This window comes from Halobellus captivus (genome assembly GCF_007655485.1).
GTDB classification, from domain to species: Archaea; Halobacteriota; Halobacteria; order Halobacteriales; family Haloferacaceae; genus Haloquadratum; species Haloquadratum captivum.
The window spans coordinates 153436-176367 of the sequence record NZ_VJXQ01000002.1; the positions used below are offsets into that span (position 1 = coordinate 153436).

General features: G+C 65.9%; 22 protein-coding genes. 9 read left to right on the forward strand and 13 right to left on the reverse strand.

Features of this window, described 5'->3' with window-relative positions; translation table 11 throughout:
- Nucleotides 1–88: 88 nt before the first annotated feature.
- Nucleotides 89–904 (reverse strand): hypothetical protein, encoded by an 816-nt coding sequence (locus FJT57_RS06075; protein WP_144902983.1) that lies wholly within the window; start codon nt 902–904, stop codon nt 89–91.
- A gap of 123 nt (nt 905–1027) precedes the next feature.
- Here FJT57_RS06075 and FJT57_RS06080 point away from each other — a divergent pair, with 123 nt between their 5' ends.
- Complete coding sequence (locus FJT57_RS06080; RefSeq protein WP_144902986.1) at nt 1028–2692, forward strand: TraB/GumN family protein; 1665 nt, start codon at nt 1028–1030, stop codon at nt 2690–2692.
- On the forward strand, nt 2671–3324 hold the full coding sequence (locus FJT57_RS06085; RefSeq protein WP_394348808.1) for a zinc metalloprotease: 654 nt from the start codon (nt 2671–2673) through the stop codon (nt 3322–3324). Before FJT57_RS06080 ends, FJT57_RS06085 begins: the two co-directional genes overlap by 22 nt.
- A gap of 44 nt (nt 3325–3368) precedes the next feature.
- Here FJT57_RS06085 and FJT57_RS06090 read toward each other — a convergent pair whose 3' ends face one another.
- On the reverse strand, nt 3369–3653 hold the full coding sequence (locus tag FJT57_RS06090; RefSeq protein ID WP_144902992.1) for a hypothetical protein: 285 nt from the start codon (nt 3651–3653) through the stop codon (nt 3369–3371).
- Nucleotides 3654–3990: 337 nt separating this feature from the next.
- On the opposite strand from FJT57_RS06090, the gene purM reads away from it, so the two are divergent.
- Nucleotides 3991–5019: a phosphoribosylformylglycinamidine cyclo-ligase gene (gene purM / locus FJT57_RS06095; protein WP_394348809.1), complete on the forward strand. Its 1029-nt coding sequence runs from the start codon at nt 3991–3993 to the stop codon at nt 5017–5019.
- A gap of 12 nt (nt 5020–5031) precedes the next feature.
- Nucleotides 5032–6369: a cytochrome P450 gene (locus tag FJT57_RS06100; RefSeq protein ID WP_144902998.1), complete on the forward strand. Its 1338-nt coding sequence runs from the start codon at nt 5032–5034 to the stop codon at nt 6367–6369.
- Nucleotides 6370–6422: 53 nt separating this feature from the next.
- On the opposite strand, the gene FJT57_RS06105 is transcribed toward FJT57_RS06100, so the two are convergent.
- Together FJT57_RS06105 and FJT57_RS06110 are read right to left on the reverse strand one after the other, a co-directional pair.
- Entirely contained in the window at nt 6423–6965 is a 543-nt protein-coding gene (locus FJT57_RS06105) for a CBS domain-containing protein (protein ID WP_144903001.1), read from the reverse strand.
- A 66-nt stretch (nt 6966–7031) separates the two neighbouring features.
- Nucleotides 7032–7400 carry a DUF555 domain-containing protein gene (locus tag FJT57_RS06110; RefSeq protein WP_144903004.1) on the reverse strand — a complete coding sequence of 123 codons (369 nt, stop codon included), beginning with the start codon at nt 7398–7400 and terminating at the stop codon, nt 7032–7034.
- Nucleotides 7401–7710: 310 nt separating this feature from the next.
- Between FJT57_RS06110 and FJT57_RS06115 the strand changes: the two genes are divergently transcribed.
- Nucleotides 7711–7896: a hypothetical protein gene (locus FJT57_RS06115; RefSeq protein WP_203229117.1), complete on the forward strand. Its 186-nt coding sequence runs from the start codon at nt 7711–7713 to the stop codon at nt 7894–7896.
- Between the two features lie 257 nt (nt 7897–8153).
- The gene (psmB, locus tag FJT57_RS06120) at nt 8154–8885 is read left to right on the forward strand and encodes an archaeal proteasome endopeptidase complex subunit beta (protein ID WP_144903009.1); all 732 of its coding nucleotides are present in this window, start codon (nt 8154–8156) and stop codon (nt 8883–8885) included.
- A gap of 136 nt (nt 8886–9021) precedes the next feature.
- Here psmB and FJT57_RS06125 read toward each other — a convergent pair whose 3' ends face one another.
- On the reverse strand, nt 9022–10554 hold the full coding sequence (locus FJT57_RS06125) for a glutamate--cysteine ligase family protein (RefSeq protein ID WP_144903012.1): 1533 nt from the start codon (nt 10552–10554) through the stop codon (nt 9022–9024).
- A gap of 345 nt (nt 10555–10899) precedes the next feature.
- On the opposite strand from FJT57_RS06125, the gene ligA reads away from it, so the two are divergent.
- On the forward strand, nt 10900–12738 hold the full coding sequence (ligA, locus tag FJT57_RS06130; protein WP_144903015.1) for an ATP-dependent DNA ligase LigA: 1839 nt from the start codon (nt 10900–10902) through the stop codon (nt 12736–12738).
- Nucleotides 12739–12771: 33 nt separating this feature from the next.
- Here ligA and FJT57_RS06135 read toward each other — a convergent pair whose 3' ends face one another.
- The 5 genes from FJT57_RS06135 to FJT57_RS06155 all read right to left on the reverse strand — a co-directional run bounded on the left by FJT57_RS06135 (nt 12772) and on the right by FJT57_RS06155 (nt 18517).
- Nucleotides 12772–13866 (reverse strand): DNA topoisomerase IV subunit A, encoded by a 1095-nt coding sequence (locus FJT57_RS06135; RefSeq protein WP_144903018.1) that lies wholly within the window; start codon nt 13864–13866, stop codon nt 12772–12774.
- Between the two features lie 6 nt (nt 13867–13872).
- The gene (locus tag FJT57_RS06140) at nt 13873–16281 is read right to left on the reverse strand and encodes a DNA topoisomerase VI subunit B (RefSeq protein WP_144903021.1); all 2409 of its coding nucleotides are present in this window, start codon (nt 16279–16281) and stop codon (nt 13873–13875) included.
- A gap of 107 nt (nt 16282–16388) precedes the next feature.
- Nucleotides 16389–16928 (reverse strand): peptidylprolyl isomerase, encoded by a 540-nt coding sequence (locus FJT57_RS06145; RefSeq protein ID WP_144903024.1) that lies wholly within the window; start codon nt 16926–16928, stop codon nt 16389–16391.
- A gap of 65 nt (nt 16929–16993) precedes the next feature.
- The gene (locus FJT57_RS06150) at nt 16994–17380 is read right to left on the reverse strand and encodes a nuclear transport factor 2 family protein (protein WP_144903027.1); all 387 of its coding nucleotides are present in this window, start codon (nt 17378–17380) and stop codon (nt 16994–16996) included.
- A gap of 63 nt (nt 17381–17443) precedes the next feature.
- Nucleotides 17444–18517: an anthranilate phosphoribosyltransferase gene (locus tag FJT57_RS06155; protein WP_144903029.1), complete on the reverse strand. Its 1074-nt coding sequence runs from the start codon at nt 18515–18517 to the stop codon at nt 17444–17446.
- A gap of 134 nt (nt 18518–18651) precedes the next feature.
- Between FJT57_RS06155 and ahbB the strand changes: the two genes are divergently transcribed.
- Nucleotides 18652–19719, forward strand: coding sequence for a siroheme decarboxylase subunit beta (gene ahbB / locus FJT57_RS06160; RefSeq protein ID WP_144903032.1), 1068 nt, complete (start codon nt 18652–18654; stop codon nt 19717–19719).
- A gap of 39 nt (nt 19720–19758) precedes the next feature.
- On the opposite strand, the gene FJT57_RS06165 is transcribed toward ahbB, so the two are convergent.
- From FJT57_RS06165 to FJT57_RS06175, 3 genes are all read right to left on the reverse strand, one after another.
- A complete protein-coding gene (locus FJT57_RS06165; RefSeq protein WP_144903035.1) occupies nt 19759–20109 on the reverse strand; it encodes a DUF5802 family protein in 351 nt (116 codons plus the stop codon).
- Nucleotides 20110–20301: 192 nt separating this feature from the next.
- Nucleotides 20302–20601 (reverse strand): hypothetical protein, encoded by a 300-nt coding sequence (locus FJT57_RS06170; protein ID WP_238993931.1) that lies wholly within the window; start codon nt 20599–20601, stop codon nt 20302–20304.
- The gene (locus FJT57_RS06175) at nt 20591–21634 is read right to left on the reverse strand and encodes a zinc-binding dehydrogenase (RefSeq protein ID WP_144903039.1); all 1044 of its coding nucleotides are present in this window, start codon (nt 21632–21634) and stop codon (nt 20591–20593) included. The genes FJT57_RS06170 and FJT57_RS06175 overlap by 11 nt, the downstream gene beginning before the upstream one ends.
- Before the next feature lie 122 nt (nt 21635–21756).
- Here FJT57_RS06175 and dnaJ point away from each other — a divergent pair, with 122 nt between their 5' ends.
- Complete coding sequence (gene dnaJ / locus FJT57_RS06180) at nt 21757–22917, forward strand: molecular chaperone DnaJ (protein ID WP_144903042.1); 1161 nt, start codon at nt 21757–21759, stop codon at nt 22915–22917.
- Nucleotides 22918–22932 lie beyond the last annotated feature (15 nt).

A 22932-nucleotide genomic window follows, 5' to 3' on the forward strand; every position in this document is an offset into this window, starting at 1 on the left:
CAGTTCGGTTCTCCGGATGGATTTGAATCCTACCAGTCGCTCGCAGCGAGCGAAAGCGACGCCCACGCCCAAGTACCGACGCCCACGCTCAGATAATCACTTTCGCCGCGGGCAGGTACCGCCGTTTGGTTCGTTCGGCCTCCGTTCCCGCGGGCACCAGCGTCGCCTCCGTGACCGATTCCGAGAACCGACCCGGGTCGGGCCGCACCGGTGCGAGCATCTCGGTGAACGTCGATTCGCGGCGACCGCCAGCGGAGACGACGCCGCCGTACTTCCGCTCTTCGAAGGGAACCTCATCGGGGTGTGGGAACTGCTCACGGATGATCTGCGCCGTCTCGCGGAGGTAGTCGGCGGCCCGTTCCTGCTCGTACTGGCTCTCGTCGAAGTACTGCTGGGTGTGCGGGGCGTCGTCGTCGATGTCGGCGTGTTGCGGCGACTCGAACGGCATCGACTCCGTCGTCGAGTGCGCGGCCGCGAATCGCAGGTTCATCGTGAAGCTGTCCGGGTATCTGATGATCAGCGGGAAGAACAGCATCTCCGAGATCGTCGAGCGCTGCTGGATCCGCCACAGACCTTCGATGTAGTACGCGGTGAGCTCGCCGAGACGGTCCTCGCGATCCCCGCGGAGATACGCGTAGGCGATCTCCTCGTAGTCGTCACCGGCGATGTGCCGGAGCCGCCGCCTGAAGCTCTCGGCGACGCGCTCGAATTCGGTTTCGTAGGCTTTGATCACCGAGACTGACGGGTCCGCCAGCAGCTCCGCTTTCCGCTCGCGACCTTCCGCGACCGCGGACATATTCTCGTGAAAGAGGCGCTCGGCCCGGCGATCCGGTAGTGGCGTCCTGACGGCGTTCCCGAACAGCGCGTCCGAGCCGCCGTCCGAACGCACCGCGCTGTCTCCCATACGTGGTATACTCCTCGGGGATGTTATAATTTCAGCGATCCAATGGGTGTGCGTTCGGCGGAGGCGTCGGCGTCCCGCGGATCCTCCGACAGGAGTAAAAACCACGGCGCGGTAGGAGGCACAATGAGTCAGGAAGCGGCCGAAGCGGGTCGCGTCCGAGTCGTCGGCACCGCGCACGTCTCCGAGGAGAGCGTGCGAGAAGTCGAAGAGACGATCGAGGCCGAACGCCCCGACGTCGTCGCCGTCGAACTCGACGAGGGGCGGTACCGACAGTTGAAAGGGGGCGAACCGGACGACCTCGAACCCGGGGATCTGCTCCGCGGCAACACCGTCTTTCAGTTCATCGCCTACTGGATGTTGTCGTACGTACAGGCCCGGCTTGGCGAGAAGTTCGACGTGACGCCCGGGGCGGATATGCTCTCTGCGGTCGAGACCGCCGAGGAGTTGGGCATCGACGTCGCGCTCGTCGACCGCGACATCAACGAGACGATGCAGCGATTCTGGTCGCAGATGGGAATCGTCGAGAAGTTCCGAATGATCGGCGGCCTCGCGTTCGGCGTCGGCGACAGCCGCGGCGTCGGACTCGCGTTCGGGCTGTTCTTGGGCGTGGTACTCGGCCCGCTCGTTGCGATCTTCGGCGGGAGCGTGGGGCTGGGGCTGCCGGTGCTCTCGGCCATCGCCGGAAGCGCGGTGCTGGGCGTCGTCGCGGCCATCGCCGTCTGGGTGTTCGGCGCGTCGCTACTCTCCGGTGAGGATCGACTGATCGCGGCTCTCGGAATGGGCGTCGCAGTCGGCGGGATCGGCGGTGTCGGCCTGGGCTTCGCAGCCCCGGTCGTCGATCTACTGGGTGATTTCACCGCCCGCGTGATCGGCAGTATGGCGGTCGGTATCGGCGTCGGCGTGCTCGTTGGCGGCCTGGTCGGGCAGTTCGCGTCGACGCTCGGATACGGAGAGGTCGAAGACGTCGAGGAGTTCGATATGTCGCAGATGACCGACGTGGACGTCGTCAGCGCGATGATGGAGGAGTTCCGTCAGTTCTCTCCGGGCGGCGCGGCGGCGCTCATCGACGAGCGCGACGCGTTCATCGCACACAAACTGCTCGCACTCCGGCAGACGGGGGCGGACGTCGTCGCCGTCGTCGGCGCGGGACACCGCGAGGGGATCGAACGCTACCTCGAACACCCCGAGGAGCTCCCGCCGATGTCGTCCATCACCGGGACCTCCGGTGGAAGAATCCCGTGGGCGAAAATCGTCGGAACCGGGATCTCAGTCGTCGTGATCGGCTTCTTTATTCTTCTGGCGCTCTCGTCAGCCGGGGACGACACGCTGCTTCGGCTGTTCGGCGCGTGGTTCCTCATCAACGGCCTCTTCGCGGCCGGGTTGGCGAAGGCGGCGGGCGCGCGGTGGACCTCCTCGCTCGTCGGCGGCGCGGTGGCGTGGATGACGTCGATCAATCCCTTCCTCGCGCCCGGCTGGTTCACCGGGTACATCGAACTCCAGTACGATCCGGTCAACGTCTCCGACATCGGGACGCTCAACGAACTGCTCGCCGACGAAGAGAAACCGATCGGCGACCTCGTCAACGAACTGTTCGCGGTGCCGCTGTTCCGCCTCATCGTCGTCGTCGCCGCGACCAACATCGGGAGCGTCGTCGCGTCCGCGCTGTTCGTCGCGTACCTGCTCCCGCTGTTCGCGCTCGATCTGGGTGGCGCGGCGGGCGTGACGCGGTTGCTCTTCGAGGGTGCAGAGAACGGCTGGGAGATCCTCTGGGGGGCGATCGCCCCGTGAGCGTCTCTCGGCTCTCCTTCAGCGCGAAGGAGATTCAGGACCTCGTCCTCGCCTGGGCCGCCCTCGGCGTCGCGTTCGCCATCTTCTTCGCGGGCGGCGGCCAGCGCGCCGTCGTCGGCATTCTCGAAGGCGGCGTCGTCGGCCCGGTCCTCCTGAGTCTCCTGACCGCGGGCGTCGGCTTCCTCCTGCACGAGGTGGCCCACAAAGTCGTCGCCGTCCGGTTCGGTCAAATTGCGGAGTTCCGCGCCGACTACGGGATGCTCTTTCTTGCGCTCGTGAGTTCGCTCGCCGGGTTCATCTTCGCGGCCCCGGGGGCGGTGTACCACCGCGGGCGACTCACGCCCCGCGAACACGGACTCATCGCGCTGGCGGGACCGGCCACGAACGTCGCACTCGCGGTCTTGTTTCTACCGCTGTTCTTCGTCGGCGTGCTCGTCGGCTCGGACTTCGTCGCGCTCACGGGGTCGCGCGGGCTGATGATCAATCTCTTTCTCGCGGCGTTCAATATGCTGCCGTTCGGTCCGCTCGACGGGAAGACCGTCCTCGGGTGGAGCAAGGTGGTCTTCGTCGCGTTCTTCGTCCCCGCGTTGGCACTCACGGTCGGCGCGTTCCTCCTCGGATTCGGATTTTGATCTCAGACTCGGCTTCTGCGCCGGTGTCCGTGGGGGGTTGAAAATCAGGCCCGACGCGGTTCGGTCGACTCGGTCGGCTCGTATCCGTGGCCGCCGACGAACGCGAGCGCGTTAATAGCGATCAGCCCGGCGAAGAGGAGGGCTTCACCGCCGGTCAGTCCGCCGACGAGCAGCGGAACGTACGTGAAGGGGAGGACGATCGCCGTCCAGAAGCTCACGGCTTTCAAATTCCGAAGGCCGGTCCTGATAACGGCGCTCGCGACGCCGAAACCGCGACGGAGGGAGTCGCGTTCGAGAGGGAGGTCGGGGGTGTGGGGGACGCTTGACATCTGTATCTCCTTACTCCCTCCTACGACGGGGACCCACATATAACGGGACGAGCGTTCAGTCGTTTCGCGACGATTTACCGGGCGGTGGTTACGTTTTAGTGATGTTTTATAAAGCGCTCAGAATCCAGTAGACCGTTCAAAACCAAATCTACGGTCGTTTCAGGAGATGCCAACGGACGGGGTTGCAGATTCGACGGCAACGTGCAGGGGCAAAGTTCTTGGGTCAAAATCGGTGATCGATCAGAACAACCGCGCGAGCGAGAGCGACGCCGAGACCGGACGTATTTTCTCCCCCCGAGACGGGGATTCCGATATGACTGGCGACGGCGACTCCGGTATGACTGACGACGGTGGCCTATCGGAGCGGGACGGCTCCGAGAATCGAGCGGAAGACGGGAACCGAGCGGAAGACGAGTTGACCTACGCGGACGCGGGCGTCGACATCGACGCGAGCGAGGCGGCGACGGCGGCGCTGATCGGGGCCGTCGGCGAGAGCGAAGGCGACTACGCGGGCCTGCTGGACATCGGCGACAGGTACCTGGCGCTCGCGACCGACGGCGTCGGGACGAAGCTCCTCGTCGCCGAGGCGCTCGCCGACTATTCGACGATCGGCATCGACTGCATCGCGATGAACGCGAACGACCTCGTGGCCGCGGGCGTCCGCCCGGTCGCCTTCGTCGACTACCTCGCGGTGGAGGCACCCGACGAGACCTTCGCCGAACAGGTCGGACGGGGACTCAGTGCGGGAGCCGAGGAGGCGGACCTCGAACTCGTCGGCGGCGAGACGGCCGTGATGCCCGAAGTGATCCACGGTCTCGACCTCGCGGGGACCTGCGCCGGACTCGCCGCGAAGGAGGCAATCTTCCCCGGTGAGGCCGAACCGGGCGACGCGCTGGTGGGCTTTCGCTCCTCCGGCATCCATTCCAACGGGCTGACGCTCGCGCGCGCCGCCGTCACTCGCGACCACGAGTACACCGATCCGTGCCCGTTCGGCGAGTACGACACGCTCGGCGAGGCACTGCTCGAACCGACGCGACTCTACACGCACTTGCTCGATCCGATGCGCGAGCACGGCGTTCGGGCGGCCGCTCACGTGACGGGCGGCGGGTGGACGAACCTCGAACGGCTCGGCGACCACCGCTACGTCGTCGAGGACGCGTTCGACCCGCAACCCGTCTTCGAGTTTGTCCGAGCGGAGGGCAACGTCTCCGAGGAGGAGATGCACCGGACGTTCAATATGGGCACTGGATTCGTCTGCGCGCTCGCACCCGACGCCGCGGAAGCGCTCGCTGACGCGACCGACGGTCGCGTGATCGGCCGGGTCGAATCCGGCGACGGCGTGTCGGTCCGTGGACTCGAACTCTGAGGGGGGACACGGATGACAGACTCCCGCCCGTCGGCACCGAACGGGCTGCCGCTTCTGGGCAACGCCGTCTCGTTCGCTCGGGATCCGCTGACGTTTACCACCGACGCGGTCGCGGACGTCGGCGACGTGTTCCGGATCGAACTCCCCGTCGGTGATCGCTACGTGGTGGCTCACCCGACGCACGCGACTCGCGTGCTCGTCTCCGAACGCGACGCCTTCGAGAAGACCGATGACTTCGCCCTCGCGTTCGGGACCAGCGTCGTCGCCGCCGATGGCGACGACTGGCGCGAACAGCGGGAGTTCCTCAACCCGTTTTTCTTCGGCCCGCAGATCCGATCGATGCTCCCGACGATGCGTGAGCAGACGGTTGCGCGGGCGACCCCGTGGGACGACGGCGACACGATCGAGACGCTCTCGGAGATGCAGGCGCTCACCTTCGACGTGCTCGCGACGACGCTGCTGGATTTCGACCCCGAGTCGAACCGCGAGGACCTCAGGCGCGCGGCGGACGATTTGAACGCCTACTTCGACCCCGTGACGTGGGCGCTCCCGAACTGGATCCCGACGCCGAGCCGTCGGCGGTTCGACGAGGCGAAGGCGACGCTCCGGAGGGAACTCCGCGCGTTGCTCGCGGACGCCGACGGAGACGCGAGACCCGACGACAGCCTCGTCTCAGCGCTGGCGACGATGATCCGGTCGGATCCCGGCGCTGACAGCGCGGGCGGCGCGGCGGATCAGTACGCGCCGGACGCGGACAGCGCGATCGATCAGCTCATCGGTCTCGTCTTCGCCGGGCACGAGACCACGGCGCTGGCGCTGACGTTCACGCTGCACTGCCTCGCGACGACCCCCGACGTGTACCGCGAGGTCGAATCCGAAATCGACGACGTCGTCGGCGACGATCCGGTCGGCTGGGACCACCTCGACGACTTGGAAACGCTCGAACGCGCGATCGACGAGAGCCTGCGGCTGTATCCGCCAGTGCACGCGCTGCCGCGGGAAACGACCCGATCCGTCGAATTCGACGGCAGCGTGATTCCTGCCGGTTCGGAACTGCTCGTATCGGTCTTCGCGATGCACCGCGACGAGCGCTTCTGGGAGCACCCCGAGACGTTCGATCCAGCGCGGTGGCGCGAGCGGGACCGTTCTGACGACGCGTATCTCCCGTTCGGCGCGGGGCCGCGACGGTGTATCGGCGAGACGTTCGCGCGCGTGGAAGCGCGCGTCGCGCTCGCGGAACTCATTCGCAGGTACCGCTTCGAGCGGCCCGACGGCGCGGAGTTGACGCTCTCACCGGAGATGACGAACCAACCGGACGACGAGGTGCCGATGCGGATCCACCGACGGTAGCGGCCGGGACGAACGCGAGCGGGTCCGGAGCTGATCCGGAGCGGCTCAGCTGCCTACAGGTGCGCCGCGACGTCGGCTTCGGTCACGATGCCGGTCGTCTCGCCACTCTCGACGACGAGCACGGCCGAGTGGTGATCGAGCGCGGCATCGATCTCTTCGAGTGTCGCCGAGGGTTCGACCGTCGTGACCGACTCGCGCATCACGTCTGCGACCGGAAGCGTGCCGACGTCGTCCTCCTCCTGCGCGTGCCGGATGTCGCTGTTCGAGATGATGCCCACGGGGCGGCCGTCGCGGATCACCGGGAGCTGCGAGAAGCCCTCGTCCAACATCACGTCGCGCGCGAAGCGGACGGAGTCGTCGGGAGCGACGCTCACGACGTGTTCGTTCATCAGATCGGACGCGCGGACGACGCTTCCCTCCGCCTCTTCGAGCGCGTTGACGATGCGTCGGAGCGTCGAAAGCCGCGGGTCGACGTCGCCGCCCTCGATGCGGGCGATGAGCGGCTGGGAGACGTCGGCCATCTCCGCGAGGGTGCTCTGGGTGAGATCCAACTCCGTGCGACGCTGGCGCAGGTCCTGCGGGGTCGGGAGTTCCATACCACTAATTACCGAAAGTTATACGAAAAGGTTTCGGGGGATGCGTCGGGACCGATCGACGACCGATCAGTCGTCGCGCTCGTGGGCGTCCTCTTCGGTCTCGACGATGTCGATGACCGAGAGCGGAACGTCGCGGAGCGCGCCGCCGACTTCGCTCTTCGCGATTCGGGAGGCGTGTTCCTCGCCGTCGGCGTTGAACACGTTGATCTCGAGGAGGAGTCCCACGAGCGCGGTGTTCGCCGCGATGAACGCGGAGTCGAACGGCTCCCCGCAGGCGGGACACGGCGTCACGCCCACTTCGACCTCGACGTACTCTTTGTTCTGGTCGTTGAGTCGTTTCCCTGCTTCGCTGACGGCGACGCCTATCGCGTCGTCGATGTCCTCGACGTCGCGGACCAGCCACGCGGCCTCCATCGCGACGAGGTAGTTGCTCATAGGCGAGACACGTCCCGTGGGGTTTCGTGTCTTGTGGTTCGCTGGCGTCAATGCGAGTCATTCACAGTGTATGCCGTCGAATATCGGTGATCGAGTCGATCGGTGGTCGCGTACGCGACTTCAATACTCCGCATAAGTTATGCCGACGAACCTGACTGATGACGCCGTTCCTACGGCGTGAACGGCCCACCAGACAACTGTATTTGTTCCCACTGCAAATTTCATTGAATCGCAATACTGCGTCGAGATTGATGAACGTTCCTTACAGAGAAAGTTTATATACTCCCGTCGCTCCGGCTCATTCAAGGCGATGACAACAGACCTGCACCGGAGCGCGGCCTTCCTACTGTACCAGACGACGCTGCTCTTCGGAATCCTCGCAATGCCCTTCGCGCTCGTCGCGCGCCAGTTAGGACTCACCCTCCCCATCCGATCTCTCATCGAATCCGCCGAGCGAACGTACGAGCACGCGGACCGACGCCGACAACGGCGCTAAGCTGATACCGACCGTTCCCACCGACTGTTTCTTGACGAAGCGTGTTGACAAGACGATTCGTCGATATCGATGGACGGATCTGTGGGTCGGTGTTCCGCTGTCACGACTACACCCGCCACCCACTACTGCCACAGAACAACACTCACTACTGCCACAGACACGACACTCACGAATCACCTCGCCGCACGTCGTGACCAGTACGGGCAACAGCAGTGGGAAGGGTGGCATTTATCAGCGACGGGCGACTACTGCGGGTAATGCGTACTCCTATGAGCGACGACGCTTCGGGGCGTCTCGATCCACTAAACGGCGAGCACTCCGGCGTGTTCTCTCCTGAACTCGGCGAGTTCTCGAACGCCGAACAGCGGGCCCAACAGGCGGGCGACAAAGAGACCAAGACGGGGACGACCACCGTCGGTCTGAAGACGAGCGAGGGAGTCGTCCTCGCGACCGATATGCGAGCCAGCCTCGGTCACATGGTCTCCTCGAAGAACGTCCAGAAGGTCGAGGAGATCCACCCGACCGGCGCACTCACCATCGCGGGGTCGGTCTCCGCCGCGCAGTCGCTGATCAGTTCGATCCGCGCGGAAGTCCGTCTGTACGAGGCGCGACGAGGCGAGGATATGAGCATGCAAGCGCTCTCGACGCTCCTCGGCAACTTCCTCCGCTCGGGCGCGTTCTACATCGTCCAACCGATCCTCGGCGGCGTCGACGATGAAGGCCCGCACATCTACAGCATCGATCCGGCCGGATCGATCCTCGAAGAGGAGTACACTGTCACCGGTTCCGGCAGCCAGTACGCACTCGGCGTCCTCGAACAGGAATACGACGACGAACTGACGATCGACGAGGCGAAAACGGTAGCCGCCCGCGCGATCGAGAGCGCGGTCGAACGCGACCTCGCGTCAGGAAACGGAATCAACGTCTGCGTCGTCACCGAGGACGGCGTCGACATCACCCAGCACAAGGACTTCGCCGACGTCCTGTAAGCGACCGTCGCACGGCACCTGATTTTCCCTACTCGGTTTCGGTAGTCGCGAGCGGCGCGTAATCGGAGAACTGCAAGCGCCGCGTAATCGGAGAACTGCAAGCGCCGATTCCCGCCGTTCGTTCCTCCGTGTCCGCCTACAGCCAGTCGGCAAACGAGCCGTCGAGGAGCGTCTCGCGCTGCTTCCGCACGTAGTCGCGCTGCATCTCCGAGACCGCGTCGGCGAAGCTGTCACCGTCGGCGAGGTACTCCCTGACGCGTTCGGTCTTCCAGTCGGCGGGCGTCTTCTCGTTTTTGACGCGGGCACGCAGCGGGCTCACGTACCGCTCGGCCTCCGATTCCGAACAGCCAGCAGCGGTGAGCCCGTCGACCGCGTGTGCGAAGATGTCCTCGTAGACGGTTTCGACGTCGATGGTCTCCGCGCCGTCGTTACAGATCCACCGCTGCCCGCCGTCGAGTCCCTCGCGCATCGCGCCGTAGAAGTTCTCGCGGGCGGTCGACCACGGTTGGTCGGTCGCGGGGTGTTGCCGCCGTGGGAGGCTCTCCATCAGCCCGGCGAACGTCGCCTGGAAGGCGATCGAGTCGCGAACGGTGGGCTGTGCGGCGATCGGTCGGAACTCGATGCGGGCGTTCGCCGACGACCGAGACGCCCCGTCGAAGACCGGGCGAACCCAGCGCCAGTAGGTGCCGTGCTTGCGGCGGAGGGTCGCGAACTCGTCGTCGAAGCGGTTGCCCTCCGGTACGGGCATCGGAACCATCGTCGCGTCGTCGACGACGCGGTCGACCGCCTGTTCGACGTGTTCGAGGTCCTCGGGGAACGTGACCTTCTCGGTCTCGTCGGTGTTGAGCACCGACTCGAACACGAGGATTCGGTTCTCGGCGTAGCCGTCGGCGAGGATCTTCTGCGCGCCGACGTCGTCGTACAGGTCCGGCGGGAAAAACGGGGAGTTGACGCCGAGCGCGAGCAGCGGACCCGCGACGCGCAGCGCGTAGTTGAAGTAGGTCGGCAGGTCGGCGGCGTGTGCGACCTGATAGTGCGGCTGAATAGAGGTAATGAGCGATTCGGGCATCACGGTGTCGGCCGAGAGCGTGACGTTGGGCGCGTCGACGGCCATCTCCTCGGAGGCGGTCGGGCCGTTGGCCATCGCGTGATACCGGACCGAGTCGCTCATGTTCGTCGCGATGCGGATTCCGTCGGCCTCGACGCTGCCTGTGAGGTACTCTCGGGAGGTCTCTCCGGCCGGTGGAATCGTCCACAGGCCGTCGCTGACGAGGCGGATTCCCTCCGCGCCGGTGCAGTCGAGTGCGGCCCCGAGCCGCGCGCGGACTTCCGATTCCTGGGCGCGCAAACCGTCGGGGTTCAGCGGCTGCGGACTGGTCGTCATCTCCGCGTTGTGCAGGCCGAGTTCCTTCTCGAATCCGATGAGATCGAGGAGGCGGCGCGGCACGCGCATCAGGGCGTAGACGTCGGCATCGTCCGAGGCGGCCCACCGGCCGTCGGCGACGGCGTAAAACTCGTACTCCAGCCCGACGATCGACTGGTGGTTGTCGAACGTGCCCTCGCGGAGTTCGGCTTTCAGCACCTCGGCGTCGGCTCTCGCCTGTGACTCGAACTCCTCGACGTCGACCGCGAGCGCGTCGCGCACCGCGTCCGCCAGTTCATCGGTCATAGCCGTCCGTGAGAGACCCGGCGGCTTGAATCCCGTGCTTCGGCGGATCCGGAGACTCTCGGCCGCGAGGGTTTATGACCGATCGAGCGGCCAGCACCCGCGTGACGTAGCAGCCATCCCGCGTTGTTCGCGATCGTTCGGCACGACGACGCGGGAGTGGAGTCGACGGCGTCCGCGAGGGCGTGGTCGCGAGCGGTGTGCCGACTGTCAGCCCACAGTGCGATGGGAGTCGGTCGCGGGAGCCTCGACTCCGAGAGCTTCTGCACCGAACGTCGCATATCGGCCGCGAGGCGGTCCACCCCGGAGTCGGCGGACTCTTATCCGACCGTGCGATACTCCCTGCCGATGGAGTTCGCCGAGTTCGCAGCGCGCGCCGAAGAGATGGCGGAGGAGTCCGGCGATCTGGCGACGACCGACCTCGTCAGCGACCTCCTCCGGGATGCGGTCGAGGACTTGCCGATCGTCGTGCGCTTCCTGCAGGGTCGAGTGTATCCGGCGTGGGACGCGATGACGTTGGACGTCGGACCCGCGCTCGTACACGAGTCGATCGCCCGCGCGGCCGGACCGAACGTCGACGCCGACGACGTCGAGACCAAACTCGCGGACATCGGCGAGATCGGAGCGGTCGCGGGGAGTTACGACTTCGGCGGCCAGCGCGGTCTCGACGCGTTTACCGACGCCGACAGCGAGGCGCTGACCGTCGCCTCCGTCGACGAGCGCCTGCGGGAGATCGCGACGACGACAGGCGACGGGAGCGAGAAGCGACGGCTCGACACGCTGTTCGGACTGTTCAACAGCGCCTCGTCGTCGGAAGCGACGTTCCTCGCCCGCCTCGTCCTCGGCGAGATGCGGATCGGCGTCGGCGAAGGAACCGTCCGAGACGCGATCGCCGCGGCGTTTCTGGAAGCACGTGACGGCGACGACGTGGATGGTGACCACGTGGATGGCGGCGACGCCACTGACGTTGACAGTGACGACGCCACAGACGAGGGTAGTGACGACGCCACCGAGGAGGGTAGTGACGACGCCACCGAGAACGAAAGTCCGGTTTATGCCGTCGAACGGGCGCTGCAGGTCTCGAACGACTACGGGATGGTCGCCCGCGTCGCCCGCGAGGAGGGACGCGCGGGACTCGAAGAGATCGGGCTGGAGGTCGGCCGTCCGGTACAGGCGATGCTCGCGCAGGCCGGGAGCGCCACCGAAGCGATCGACGAGTGGGGCGAAGCCGTCGTCGAGACGAAGTTCGACGGCGCGCGGGTGCAGGTCCACGCCGACGGGGAGTCCGTCTCGCTCTTTTCGCGGAACATGGACGACGTCACCGATCCCCTCCCCGAGGTCGTCGAATTCGTCGAGCGCGCGGTCGACGTCCCGGTCGTCCTCGACGGGGAGGTCGTCGCCGTCGCCGACGACGGGTCGCCGCTCCCGTTCCAGGAGGTGCTCCGTCGATTCCGCCGGAAGTACGACGTCGAGCGGATGCGCGACGAGGTGCGCGTCGAACTGCGAGCCTTCGACTGCCTGCACGTCGACGGCGAAGACCTGCTCGATGCACCGCTGCACGAGCGACACGAACGCCTCCGGCAACTGCTCGGCGGGACCGACGCGTTCGCCGAACCCGCCGTTTCGTCGGATCCCGACGAGATCGCGGCGCTCGAAGAAGAGGCGCTCGAGGCGGGCCACGAAGGTATTATGCTGAAAGAGCCGGAGTCGACGTACGCGCCCGGCAAGCGGGGTCGAAACTGGCTGAAGCGCAAGCCCAACGTGGAGACACTCGATCTCGTCGTCACCGGCGCGGAGTGGGGCGAGGGTCGCCGCGCGAACCTCCTGGGCACGTTCCTCCTGTCGGCGCGCGTCGACGGAGCGGGAGAGCACTCGACGAAAAACGGATCCGCCGCGGAGCGCGACGGCTACGCCACGCTCGGCAAGGTCGCGACCGGGATCACGGACGAAAAACTCGAATCGCTGAGCGAGCGGCTCGAACCGCACATCGAACACGAGTCCGGACAGACCGTCTCGATCGCGCCCGAGGTCGTCTTCGAGGTCGGCTACGAGGAGATCCAGGGATCGCCGACGTACGAATCGGGGTACGCGCTCCGGTTTCCCAGATTCATCGGCGTCCGCGAGGACAAAACCGCGGCCGACGCCGACAGCCTCGACCGCGTAGCGCGGTTGGCCGACGCACAGTAACGAGACGGAGACCGTTCGATGTGAGCCCGGGAGTTAGATCACGCCCATCGCCGAGAGCCGCTCGGGGAGATACGTCTCCGTGACGAAGTCGAGACCGCGGGCGGCGAGCGCCTGCTGTTCGGCCTTCTTCTCGATGTCGAGTTGCAGTTCGATCTGTTCGGTCCAGTAGTCCGTCTCGAAGCGCGGATCCTCGAGTTCAGACTCCAAGGCGTTGATGTCCGAATCGGCCAGCGGGTCCGTCGGGAGATCGTACTCCACGATATCCTTGGGCTGGATGCCGACGAACTGGGCCTCGGGCGTCGCCAGGTATTCCGAGAGGTGCGCGGACTTGATCGAACCGTAGGCGACCGAGCCGTAGATCCGGTAGGACCACGGGTCGCCGTCAGTGAAGACCACGACCGGGAGGTCGAGTTCGTCGTGCAGCCGTTTCGTGATTCGCCGGGTCGCACGGGCTGGCTGGCCCTTCAGGTGGACGACGAGGCAGTTGTACTCGGTGTCGAAGCCGTTTTCCACTAAGCGGTCGCGCATCCCACCGGTCTCGACGCAGAGGACGAAGTCGATGTCGTGATCGAGGAACTCGATCGTGTCCGGGTTGTTCGGGATTTGGTAGCCCCCTTCGCCGACGTCCTCCTGACAGTGGATGTCGCGCTCGCCGCGTCGAGTCTGTTCGCGGAGTTCGAGCGGCCCCATCAGCGTCGCGCCCGACTCCTCCGGCCGCATATGGAAGTCCTCGCGGGTGACCTTCGAGACGATCTCTAAGTCCTCGATCATCTGGTTCGATTCGTCCTGGCTCTGGAACTGCGCTTCCTCGTTGTCCCACGACTCCGAGAGGTAGTACAGCTCACGCAGGGTCGAAGACCGGTCCTCCTCAAGTTGGTTGACGAGGAACTCGATGGCGTAGGCGGATTTCAACAGCTTCCGCGCCCCGCGGACGCTGTTGGCCGACCGCGTCGATGTCCGGTCGCCGTACACCCACACCTTCGAGTCCTCGTCGAAGACGATGTTCGATTTCGTCCGCGTCGGGATGTTCATCCGCGGCACCTCTCCCGCCGCGAACTGGTCGTAGAACTCCGCGGCGAGATCGATGAGGCGCTCCTGTGCGAGTTCCTCGTCCTGTTTCGTGCTCATAGTTGGTTAGGCATCGATCGTCAGTTTCTCGGTGTCGACGCCGTCGACGTCGATCTCGAAGTCGGCGTCGTCGGCGACGGTGTACGTCAGTTTGACCGTCTCGCCCGCGCCCACGGACGGCTCCCACGTGATGAACCACTCGCCGTCGAGGTCGACGACGCTCGCGGCGTCCGGGAGATCAGCGGGCTGGGACGAAACGATCTCGGTGATTTTCGGGGTCTCGGTCCGATCGGAGTGGTTTTCGACGACGAGCGTGACGCTGTCGCCGTCGACGTCGCGCTCGACGCTCACGTTGTTCATAATCCGCGCGAGCGCGCCGTCGATGTTGGGTCGCTTTCGACCCGTCACCTCCGAGAGCTTATCGGCCATTTCGGGTAGTATGCGTCCGAGGACGTCCTGTTTCTTCCGGCGCTTCTGCATCGAGCGGCGCTTGTTCAGGTAGGACTTGAGCTCGCGGGCGGCCTCCCGAACCGCGAGTTCGATCTCGTCTTCGATCGCCGGGATGTTCGCGATGGCGTCCTTCGACTCGCTCGTGAACGGCACGTTCGTCGAGGCGACGTGGATCATAATCACGGCGGGGCCGTTCGGCATCCCGGAACCGCCGGGCTGATCGAGCCCGTAGTTCCGCCAGCCGATGCTCTTGACGACGTCCGTCGTCGCGCACGCCCCGCGCTGGTACACCAGGGGAACGCGGTTCGCGAATCGCAGGAGATCGACCGTTCCGTCCTCCAGTTCGCCGCCGTAGGCGATCCCGGCCTCGACGATGAACGGGTCCCCGCCGTGGACCTCCGCGTCGCGGGTCGCCGCAGCGTAGAAGTCCGCGTCGAACTCCTTTTTCAGTCCGGCCTCGACGAGTTCGGCCGTAATCGGTGAGAGGCAGTTCGTCGGCGGTGCAAGGATGTCCGCCTCGCGCATCCCTTCGAGTAACTGGGAGGCGATGTCGCGGTCGTCCGCGACTCGGCTCACCTTCGGAACGTCGTCGGGGACGGTCCGCATCGCCGCCCAGAGCGCGTCGACGACGTTCTCTCGGGCCGTGTCGCCGAAGGTGACGTCCTCGGAGACGATCCGATCGGCAGAGCGGTCGACGTATTCGACCACGGTAGCGTACGTCGCCCGGTTTCTGTGGTCGCCTTTGTCGAATTTATCGGCCAGCCGATCGGCCAGCCCCGAGACGGTCGCGTCGTCCTTCCGTGTGCTCGTGGCCTCGTCGACGAGTCCGTAGAGATCCGCGGTCAGTTCGGAGCGCAGAACCTCCCACGCGGCCTCGACGGCGTTCTCTCTGACGGTGTCGCCGAAGTTCGCGTCGTACTCCTCGGCGACGTCGTCGGCGACGGTATCGACGATTTCCGAGAGTTCCGAATGAGTAGTCCGCTCCCGCGAGGAGAGCGTGTTCGCGACCCGCTCGGCGAACGTCTCGGTGGCCGCCGCGCCCTTGTTGGCGACGGCGTCGGTGATCGCGGCTTCGAGGTCGACGTCGGAATCCCGCGGGACGGCCCAGCCCATCTCCCGCCCGAAGTGTCGGTCGCGGAAGTTGTTCAGGACCTTCTCGCTCGTCTTCGCGCCGACGCGAGTGAACTCCTCCTGGAGGAATCCCGAAACGGAGTACGACTCGGTCACCCCGAGCATCTTGATAAGCGTCCCGAGTTCGACGCCGTGGGGATGCGGGCGGATCTCCTCGGTTTCGGCGGGCAGGTCCGCGCCTTCGACGCGCTCGTAGTGGCGCGGTCCGTCGAGCGCGGGCTCCGAGAGGACGAGCCGCGCATGCGGGTTGACGACCGCGGTGTGTTTGACGTAGTCGTGAAGCTGCTGACGCGCCCGCATATTCGCCTCCATCTCCAGTTCGATCCGCGTGCCGTGCGTCGGCGAGAGGTCGGACTCGCCGGGTGCGCGCTCCTCTTCGACCTGGATCTCCGGCTCGTTCGTATCAGTGTCGATGATGAGCTCGAAGTACTGCGCGCGTTCGGATCGCTGGGTTCGGGAGGTGATCTTCGCCGGTTTTCCCGAAGTGAGCTGGGAGTACAGCACAGCCGCCGAGATTCCGATCCCCTGCTGTCCGCGGCTCTGCTCGCGGGCGTGAAAGCGCGATCCGTAGAGCAGCTTTCCGAAGACCTTGGGGATCTGCTCGCGCGTGATGCCCGGGCCGTTGTCCTCGACGATGAGGGTGTAGTAGTCGCCGGACTCGCGGATCTCGATCGAGATGTCGGGCTTGATTCCGGCCTCCTCCGTGGCGTCGAGGGCGTTGTCGACCGCCTCCTTGACGGCGGTGACGAGCCCTCGGGCTCCGGAGTCGAAGCCGAGCATGTGTTTGTTCTTCTCGAAGAACTCGGCGATGGAGATCGCGCGCTGGCCTTCCGCCAGCTCCTCGGCGATCCCGCCTCCCTCCTCCTCGCCGAGCGTCGACTGGATCGAGGTCATTCTGTGCGCGCTCCTACCCGACCAACGGTTAAGAAGGGTTCGGGAGTGCGGCGAAAGTGAAACGAGGCGAGAGAACAGCTACCCGTCCGGATCGTCGCGAACGAGACTTACTCGTCGATGTCGATCGATTCGATTTCGATGTCCTTCAGCGGCGCGTCGTTGCGATCGGTCGGGACGTTGCCGACCTCCTCGACGACGTCCATCCCGTCGACGACGCGGCCGAACACGGCGTGCTTGCCGTCGAGATGCGGCTGGGCACCGAGCGTGATGAAGAACTGCGAGCCGTTTGTGTTGGGACCGCGGTTCGCCATCGACAGCACGCCCGCGCCGTCGTGGTTCAGGTCCTCGTGGAACTCGTCGTCGAAGGTGTAGCCGGGACCGCCGCGACCGGTTCCCTCGGGGTCGCCGCCCTGGATCATGAAGTCGTCGATGATCCGGTGGAAGATCGTCCCCTCGTAGAGGGAATCGGTGCGCGTCTCGCCCGTCTCGGGGTCGCTCCACTCCTTCTCGCCGGTCGCGAGACCGAGGAAGTTCTCGACCGTACGCGGCGCGCGCTGTTCGAACAGTTCGAGCGTGATGTCGCCCTTCGTGGTGTGCAGTGTCACGACGGGGTTCTCGGGGCTTTCGAGTTCGGAGTCATCGACCATAGAGGCGAGAGGAGCGACGGATACAAAACGGTGTCCACTCCGCGGCAACAGGTCGGCGTGGCTCGTCACTCGGGGACCGCGCTCACGTGCATACCCACGAATAGCCACGTTCCGCCGCGGCGCTCCAAGGTCCCGCTCCATCGGCTGTCGAAGTCGTACCCGTGGTCCGACACGGCGTCGTCCCAGGCCATACGGACGTCGTCAGAGAACCACGCGTGCTCGCCACGCTCGACGACGCGGAGGTCGCTACTCTCGACGCGCCAGTTCTCGGTCGTCGCGCTTTGTTCGCGCAGGCCAGCTTCGATCGCCTCGTACCCGGTCAGTTTCTCCGTGATACCGTACTTCACTACCGACGGATCCTCGGCGAAGAAGGGAGCCAGCGGCTCGCCGCCACGAAGGGCGTCGTAGTACTCGCGGACGCGGTCGGTAGCCGTCTGCTCGGAGTCGGTCATATCGACAACAGCGAGCGCGGAAAGAAACGCCTGTCGGCGAGCGGGGGATCGGACCGCGCCGCGCTAAAACGCGCGCAGATCGTCGAGGACTGCCTCGGCCGCGCCCGACTCGATGCTCTCGCGGGCCATCTCCAGACCGTCATCGATCGACTCGGCGTCCTCGCGGGCGTAGATCCGGAAGGCCGCGTTGAGCGCGACGGCGTCGGCGAAGTGGTCGTCGCGCTCGCCCGCCAGAATCTCCTCCGTCAACCGCGCGGAGTCGCCCGCGACGTCGTCGGGATCGACTTCGAGGTCCTCGTACTCGAAGTCCATCCCGTACTCGGGCGTCTCGATCTCGTAGTCCGTGAACTCCCCGTCGGTCCACTCGCCGACCTTCGTGTACCCCGGGCGGATGTCGTCGTAGCCCTCCATTCCCTGGAACATCACGACGCGACGGGGACTCTGAGCCTCCATTGTCTCGAAGGTGTCGGTGATCTTCTTCGCGAAGGCGAGGTGGTAGAAGGAGCCGAGGTGGACGTCGGCCTTCGCGGGGTTGGCGATCGTCTCGATGGTGTTGACGAACGTCCGAACGCCCATCCGGTCGCGGCGGTCCCACAGCGCGTGGACGAGCGGCGCGAACTCAGGCTGATAATAGAAGCCGAAGCCCGTCTCGTCGACCATCTCCGCGCTCTCGATGGGGACGAGTTCCGTTCGGATACCCAGTTCGTCGAACACGTGCTTGTAGGCGTCCTGCTTCTGCGTCGGCACCCGATCGCCCGAGTGGACGACGACCGGCGTGCCCGCGCCAGCGGCGACGACGCCCGCCGCGGCACCCAAGATGGCGGTGTCACCCTTTCCGTCGTAGTTCGCCCCGCAGTCGACGGGGTCGGCCTCGGGTTCCGCGTAGACGACATCCTCTGCGATCACGTCGGCGTAGGCGGCCAGTTCTTCGGCATTGTTGTGCTTCCAGCGGTTCGCCAGCCAGAACGCGCCGAGCGTCGTAGGGTCCGGTTCGCCCGCGAGAATGCGCTTCATCGCGTCGGTCGCCTGTTCGCGCGTCATATCCTCCGCGGATTTGACGCCCGTCCCGACGACTTCGGTCATCAGTCGTTTCAGCGGCCACTCCCCGAATTCGGCGGTCTCCGGCGCTTGCGCCATATAGAAGCCGGTTGGGCTGCGATCGACAAAAGTGGTCCGTTCGGTTCTCTCGTCTCGGGATCGGACGCCACCTCCGCGACGACGCGCGGGTCCAGGCCGAAATAGGTACGTTCGTCCGGTTCCTGTGGCCGATAATGAGCGCACTGGAGGATGACTGGCGGACCGATCTCGACGAGGTCGACGCCGCGCTCGTCGACGAGTACCAGAGCGGCTTTCCCGTCGTCGAGCGACCGTTTCGCGTCGTCGGCGAGGACCTCGGCATCGGCGAGACGGAGGCACTCGAACGCGTGCGTCGCCTCCGCGAGCGGGGTATCTTCCGGCGGTTCGGACCGGTGCTGAACCCACCCGTAATCGGAAGTTCGACGCTCGCGGCCGTATCGGCCTCCGAAGAGCGGTTCGACGAGGTGGCGGAGGTCATCAACGGCCACCGGCAGGTGAACCACAACTACCGCCGGGATCACGAGTGGAACATGTGGTTCGTCGTGACCGCGGCCTCGAAGGAGAAGCGCGATTCGATCCTCGCCGACATCGAGGAGCGGACGGGGTGTGACGTCCTCAACCTCCCGATGCTCACCGACTACTACATCGACCTCGAGTTCCCCGTCGTCAACGACGACTCGTTCGCCCGCGAGAGCCTCGCCGCGACGGACGCGTCGGCGACGCGGATCTCCGAGGAGGCCGTCGGCGGCCTGCGTGACCTCGAGGCGGACCTCCTGATCGAGATCCAAGGCGGCTTCCCGCTCTCGGCGACGCCGTACCGGGACGTCGCTGCGGCCATCGACGCCGACACCGACAGCGTGATCGACGCCGTCGAGCGACTCCTCGACGACGGCTGTATCAAGCGCATCGGGTGCGTCGTCAACCACGTCGTCACCGGTTTCGACGCGAACTGTATGGTCGTCTGGGACGTCCCCGACGACGAGCTTGACGTCCGCGGACAGCGGGTCGGCGAACTCCCATACGTCACGCTGTGCTATCACCGCCCGCGGCGACCCGACCAGTCGTGGCCGTACAACCTCTTCACGATGATCCACGGTCGCGAGGGCGACGCCGTCGACGCGAAGGTCGACGAGCTCGCCGCGGAGCATCTCCCGTTCGAGCACGAACGGCTCTACTCGACGCAGACGCTGAAACAGACCGGCGCTCGCTACGACGACCTGGTGAGCGCGGAGCGTGCCAAGCCGACAGACGGCGGGGAGTGAGCGCGCCTCAACCGGTCGGTTATCGCCTCTTCCCGGCGATCACGCGACGGCGTCGTCGTCGCCGAACCGATACCCGGAGTACTTGAGGAGTTCCGCCGCGCGATCGGACTTCGCCAACAGCACGTCGCGCTCGGCGGGGAGGTCGTCGTCGGTGACGGACGCGGGGACCGCGAGCGTCCCCGAGGGCACGTCGTCGTCGCCGAGCACCGGAATGTGCCCGCTGTCGAGTTTCATCACGAGCGGCGCGTCGGTGCGGAAGAGTCCCTCGTCGCCGTAGAGGTGCGCGTTCACGCGCTCGTGATCCGCCCGCTGTATCGCGGGGACGTCCCGATCTGCCGGTTCGACGTAGAGCCGTCCCAGGTAGTAGCCCGTGGAGAACGTTTCGAACATCTATGCGTGGTATTCTCACGCATTGCCGGGCATAAATCTTTCCGGCAAACTACAAGTCGAAGCGCAATCAATGGGATTGACTCACACCGCCAGCGCGTCGAGCGGCGGTAGCGTGCTCCCGAGACGCACCGACGGTCGCCCCGTCCGTCGAGATCCGGTAACGGTCACCAGTCCGTCGACGCGTGTCACCGGTCACTGCTCGCCGTTCGTCGCGGCCGTCATCGCCCAGACGGCGGTGAGACCGAGCGCCGCGGCGGGCAGGAGCGGCAGTACGAGCAGCGAGACGATGTAGGGGATGCCGAGGGCCGAGAGAATTCCGGGCCGGACGTAGATAACTCCCGGAATGACGAGTAGACACGCCACGAGCACGCCGACGAGCACCCATCCGCGCGCGCCGAATCCGTCGCTATCGGCGTCGGTCGGCGTCCGTTCGGCTTCCACCGAGTCGGCGTTACCCGGTCGGTGAACGTATCCGCCGTCGTCAGAGCTCACTGTCCGGTATTACGACCACTTTACCAAAGCCCTCACGATTCTCGATCATCCCGTGGGCGCGGGCGCTCTCGCTCATCGGCAGCGTCGCCCGGATCCGCGGCTCGAAGACCCCGTCCCAGACCAGTTCGAGGACCTCCTCGGCCTGCTCGGGCGTCGCCATCGTCGAACCGATGATCTCCAGTTGGTTGTAGAAGATGCGATTCAGTGCCGCGTCGGGATTCGGTCCCGACGTCGTCCCGCAGGTGACGAAGCGGCCGCCCTTTCTGAGACACTTCAGCGACCCCTCGTAGGTGGCTTCGCCGATGTGGTCGACGACGACGTCGACGCCGCGGCCCTCTGTCAACTCGTATATCTCGTCGACGAAATCGGTCTCCGCGTAGTCGATCCCGTACGCAGCGCCGCAGTCGGCGGCGTACTCGAGCTTTTCTTCCGACGAGGCGGTCGCGTACACCTCACATCCCGCGTAGTCGGCGATCTGAACCGCCGCGTGGCCGACGCCGCCGGACGCGCCGTGGACCAACACGCGCTCGCCCGCCTGCACCTCCGCGCGGTGGATCAGCATCCGCCACGCCGTCTGGAAGACTAACGCGGTCGATCCGGCGACCTCCCACGGGACGTGGTCGGGTACCGGAATCAGATTCCTCGCTGGGACGGCGGCGTACTCCGCGTGGACGCCGCGGGAGTCCTCGCCGATGACGTAGAATCCCGACGAGAGCGTCGGATCGTCTCGGCGCGGGAATTCGGACTGCCCCTCGTCGACGGCCCCCGCGAGGAGGGCGACGCGGTCGCCGGGCGAAACGCGCGTCACGTCCTCGCCCACGTCGGTGACGACGCCCGCCATATCGCTTCCGGGGACGTGAGGGAACGGCAGTTCGAGGCCCGGAAGCCCGCGACGCGTCCAGACGTCGAGGTGGTTCAGCGCTCCGGCCTTCACGTCGACGAGCGCCTCGTCGCGACCGACCTCCGGATCGGGGAAGTCGCCGTACTCGATGACGTCGCGGTCGCCGTGTTCGGTGAACTGGACGGCTTTCATACACGCTCCTCATCCGGGGAGTACAAAAGCGCGAGGGCGGCGCGCGAGCCGTCAGCCTCGGGTGACGCCGTCGACAACCCGTTCCGTTGAAGTAGTTCAACCGTTTACGACTCCGACAACGAATGAGCGAGGACTTCTACGACGTCCTCGGCGTCTCCCGCGACGCCGACGAGGACGAGATCAAGAAGGCCTACCGAAAGAAGGCCGCAGAGTATCACCCGGACGTCTCCGAGGCGGCCGACGCCGAGGAGAAGTTCAAACAGATCAAGAAGGCCAAGGAGGTCCTCACCGACGACGAGAAGCGGCAGATGTACGACCAGCTGGGTCACGAGCGTTTCGAACAGGCCGAAAAGCGCGGCGGCGTCGGCGGCGGCGGTGGCGGTCGCGGACAGGGCAACCCCTTCGGCGGCATGGGCGGCGGCGGACAGGGAAATCCCTTCGAGGACATCTTCAGCCAGTTCTTCGGCGGCGGCGGGGGCGGCGGCAGACAGCGAAACCGCCCGCGTCAGGGACAGAACATCCGTACGCAGGTCACGCTCGACCTCGAAGAGGTGTTCGAGGGCGTCGAAAAGCAGTTCACGCTCACCCGCCCGGAGGAGTGTTCGGAGTGCGACGGCCGCGGTCACCCCGCTGAGGCCGACGTCAACACCTGTCCGGAGTGTAACGGCCAGGGGCAGACGACGACCGTCCGCGACACGCCGCTCGGCCGCGTCCAGCAGACGCAGACGTGTCGGCGTTGCGAAGGGACGGGAGAGACCTACAGCGAGACGTGCTCGGGCTGCGGCGGCGACGGCGTCACCCGCGAGGAGGCGACGCTCTCGGTCGACATCCCCGCGGGCATCCGTAACGGGCAGACGCTCCGGATGGAACGCGAGGGAGCGCCCGGCGAGAACGGCGGTCCGAAGGGCGACCTGCTCATCGACATCAACGTCCGTGACCACGACGACTTCGAGCGCGACGGCGACGACCTCTATCACCGGCTCCCGATCTCGTTCCCGAAGGCCGTCTTCGGCGCGACCGTCGAGGTGCCCACGGTCGGCGGGACGACCGAACTGGAGATCCCCGCGGGGACCCAGAGCGGCGAGGAGTTCCGGATCCGCGACGAGGGGATGCCGCACCTCCGCGGGCGCGGCCACGGCGACCTCTACGTTCAGGTACAGATCGTCACCCCCGAGAAACTCAACGAGGAACAGAAGGACGCGCTCGAAGCGTTCGCCGAGGCGGGTGGCGAGAGCGTCGAGATCAACGAGGGGTTCTTCGAGAAGATCAAGAAATCGTTCTAGACACCTCCTTTTTTA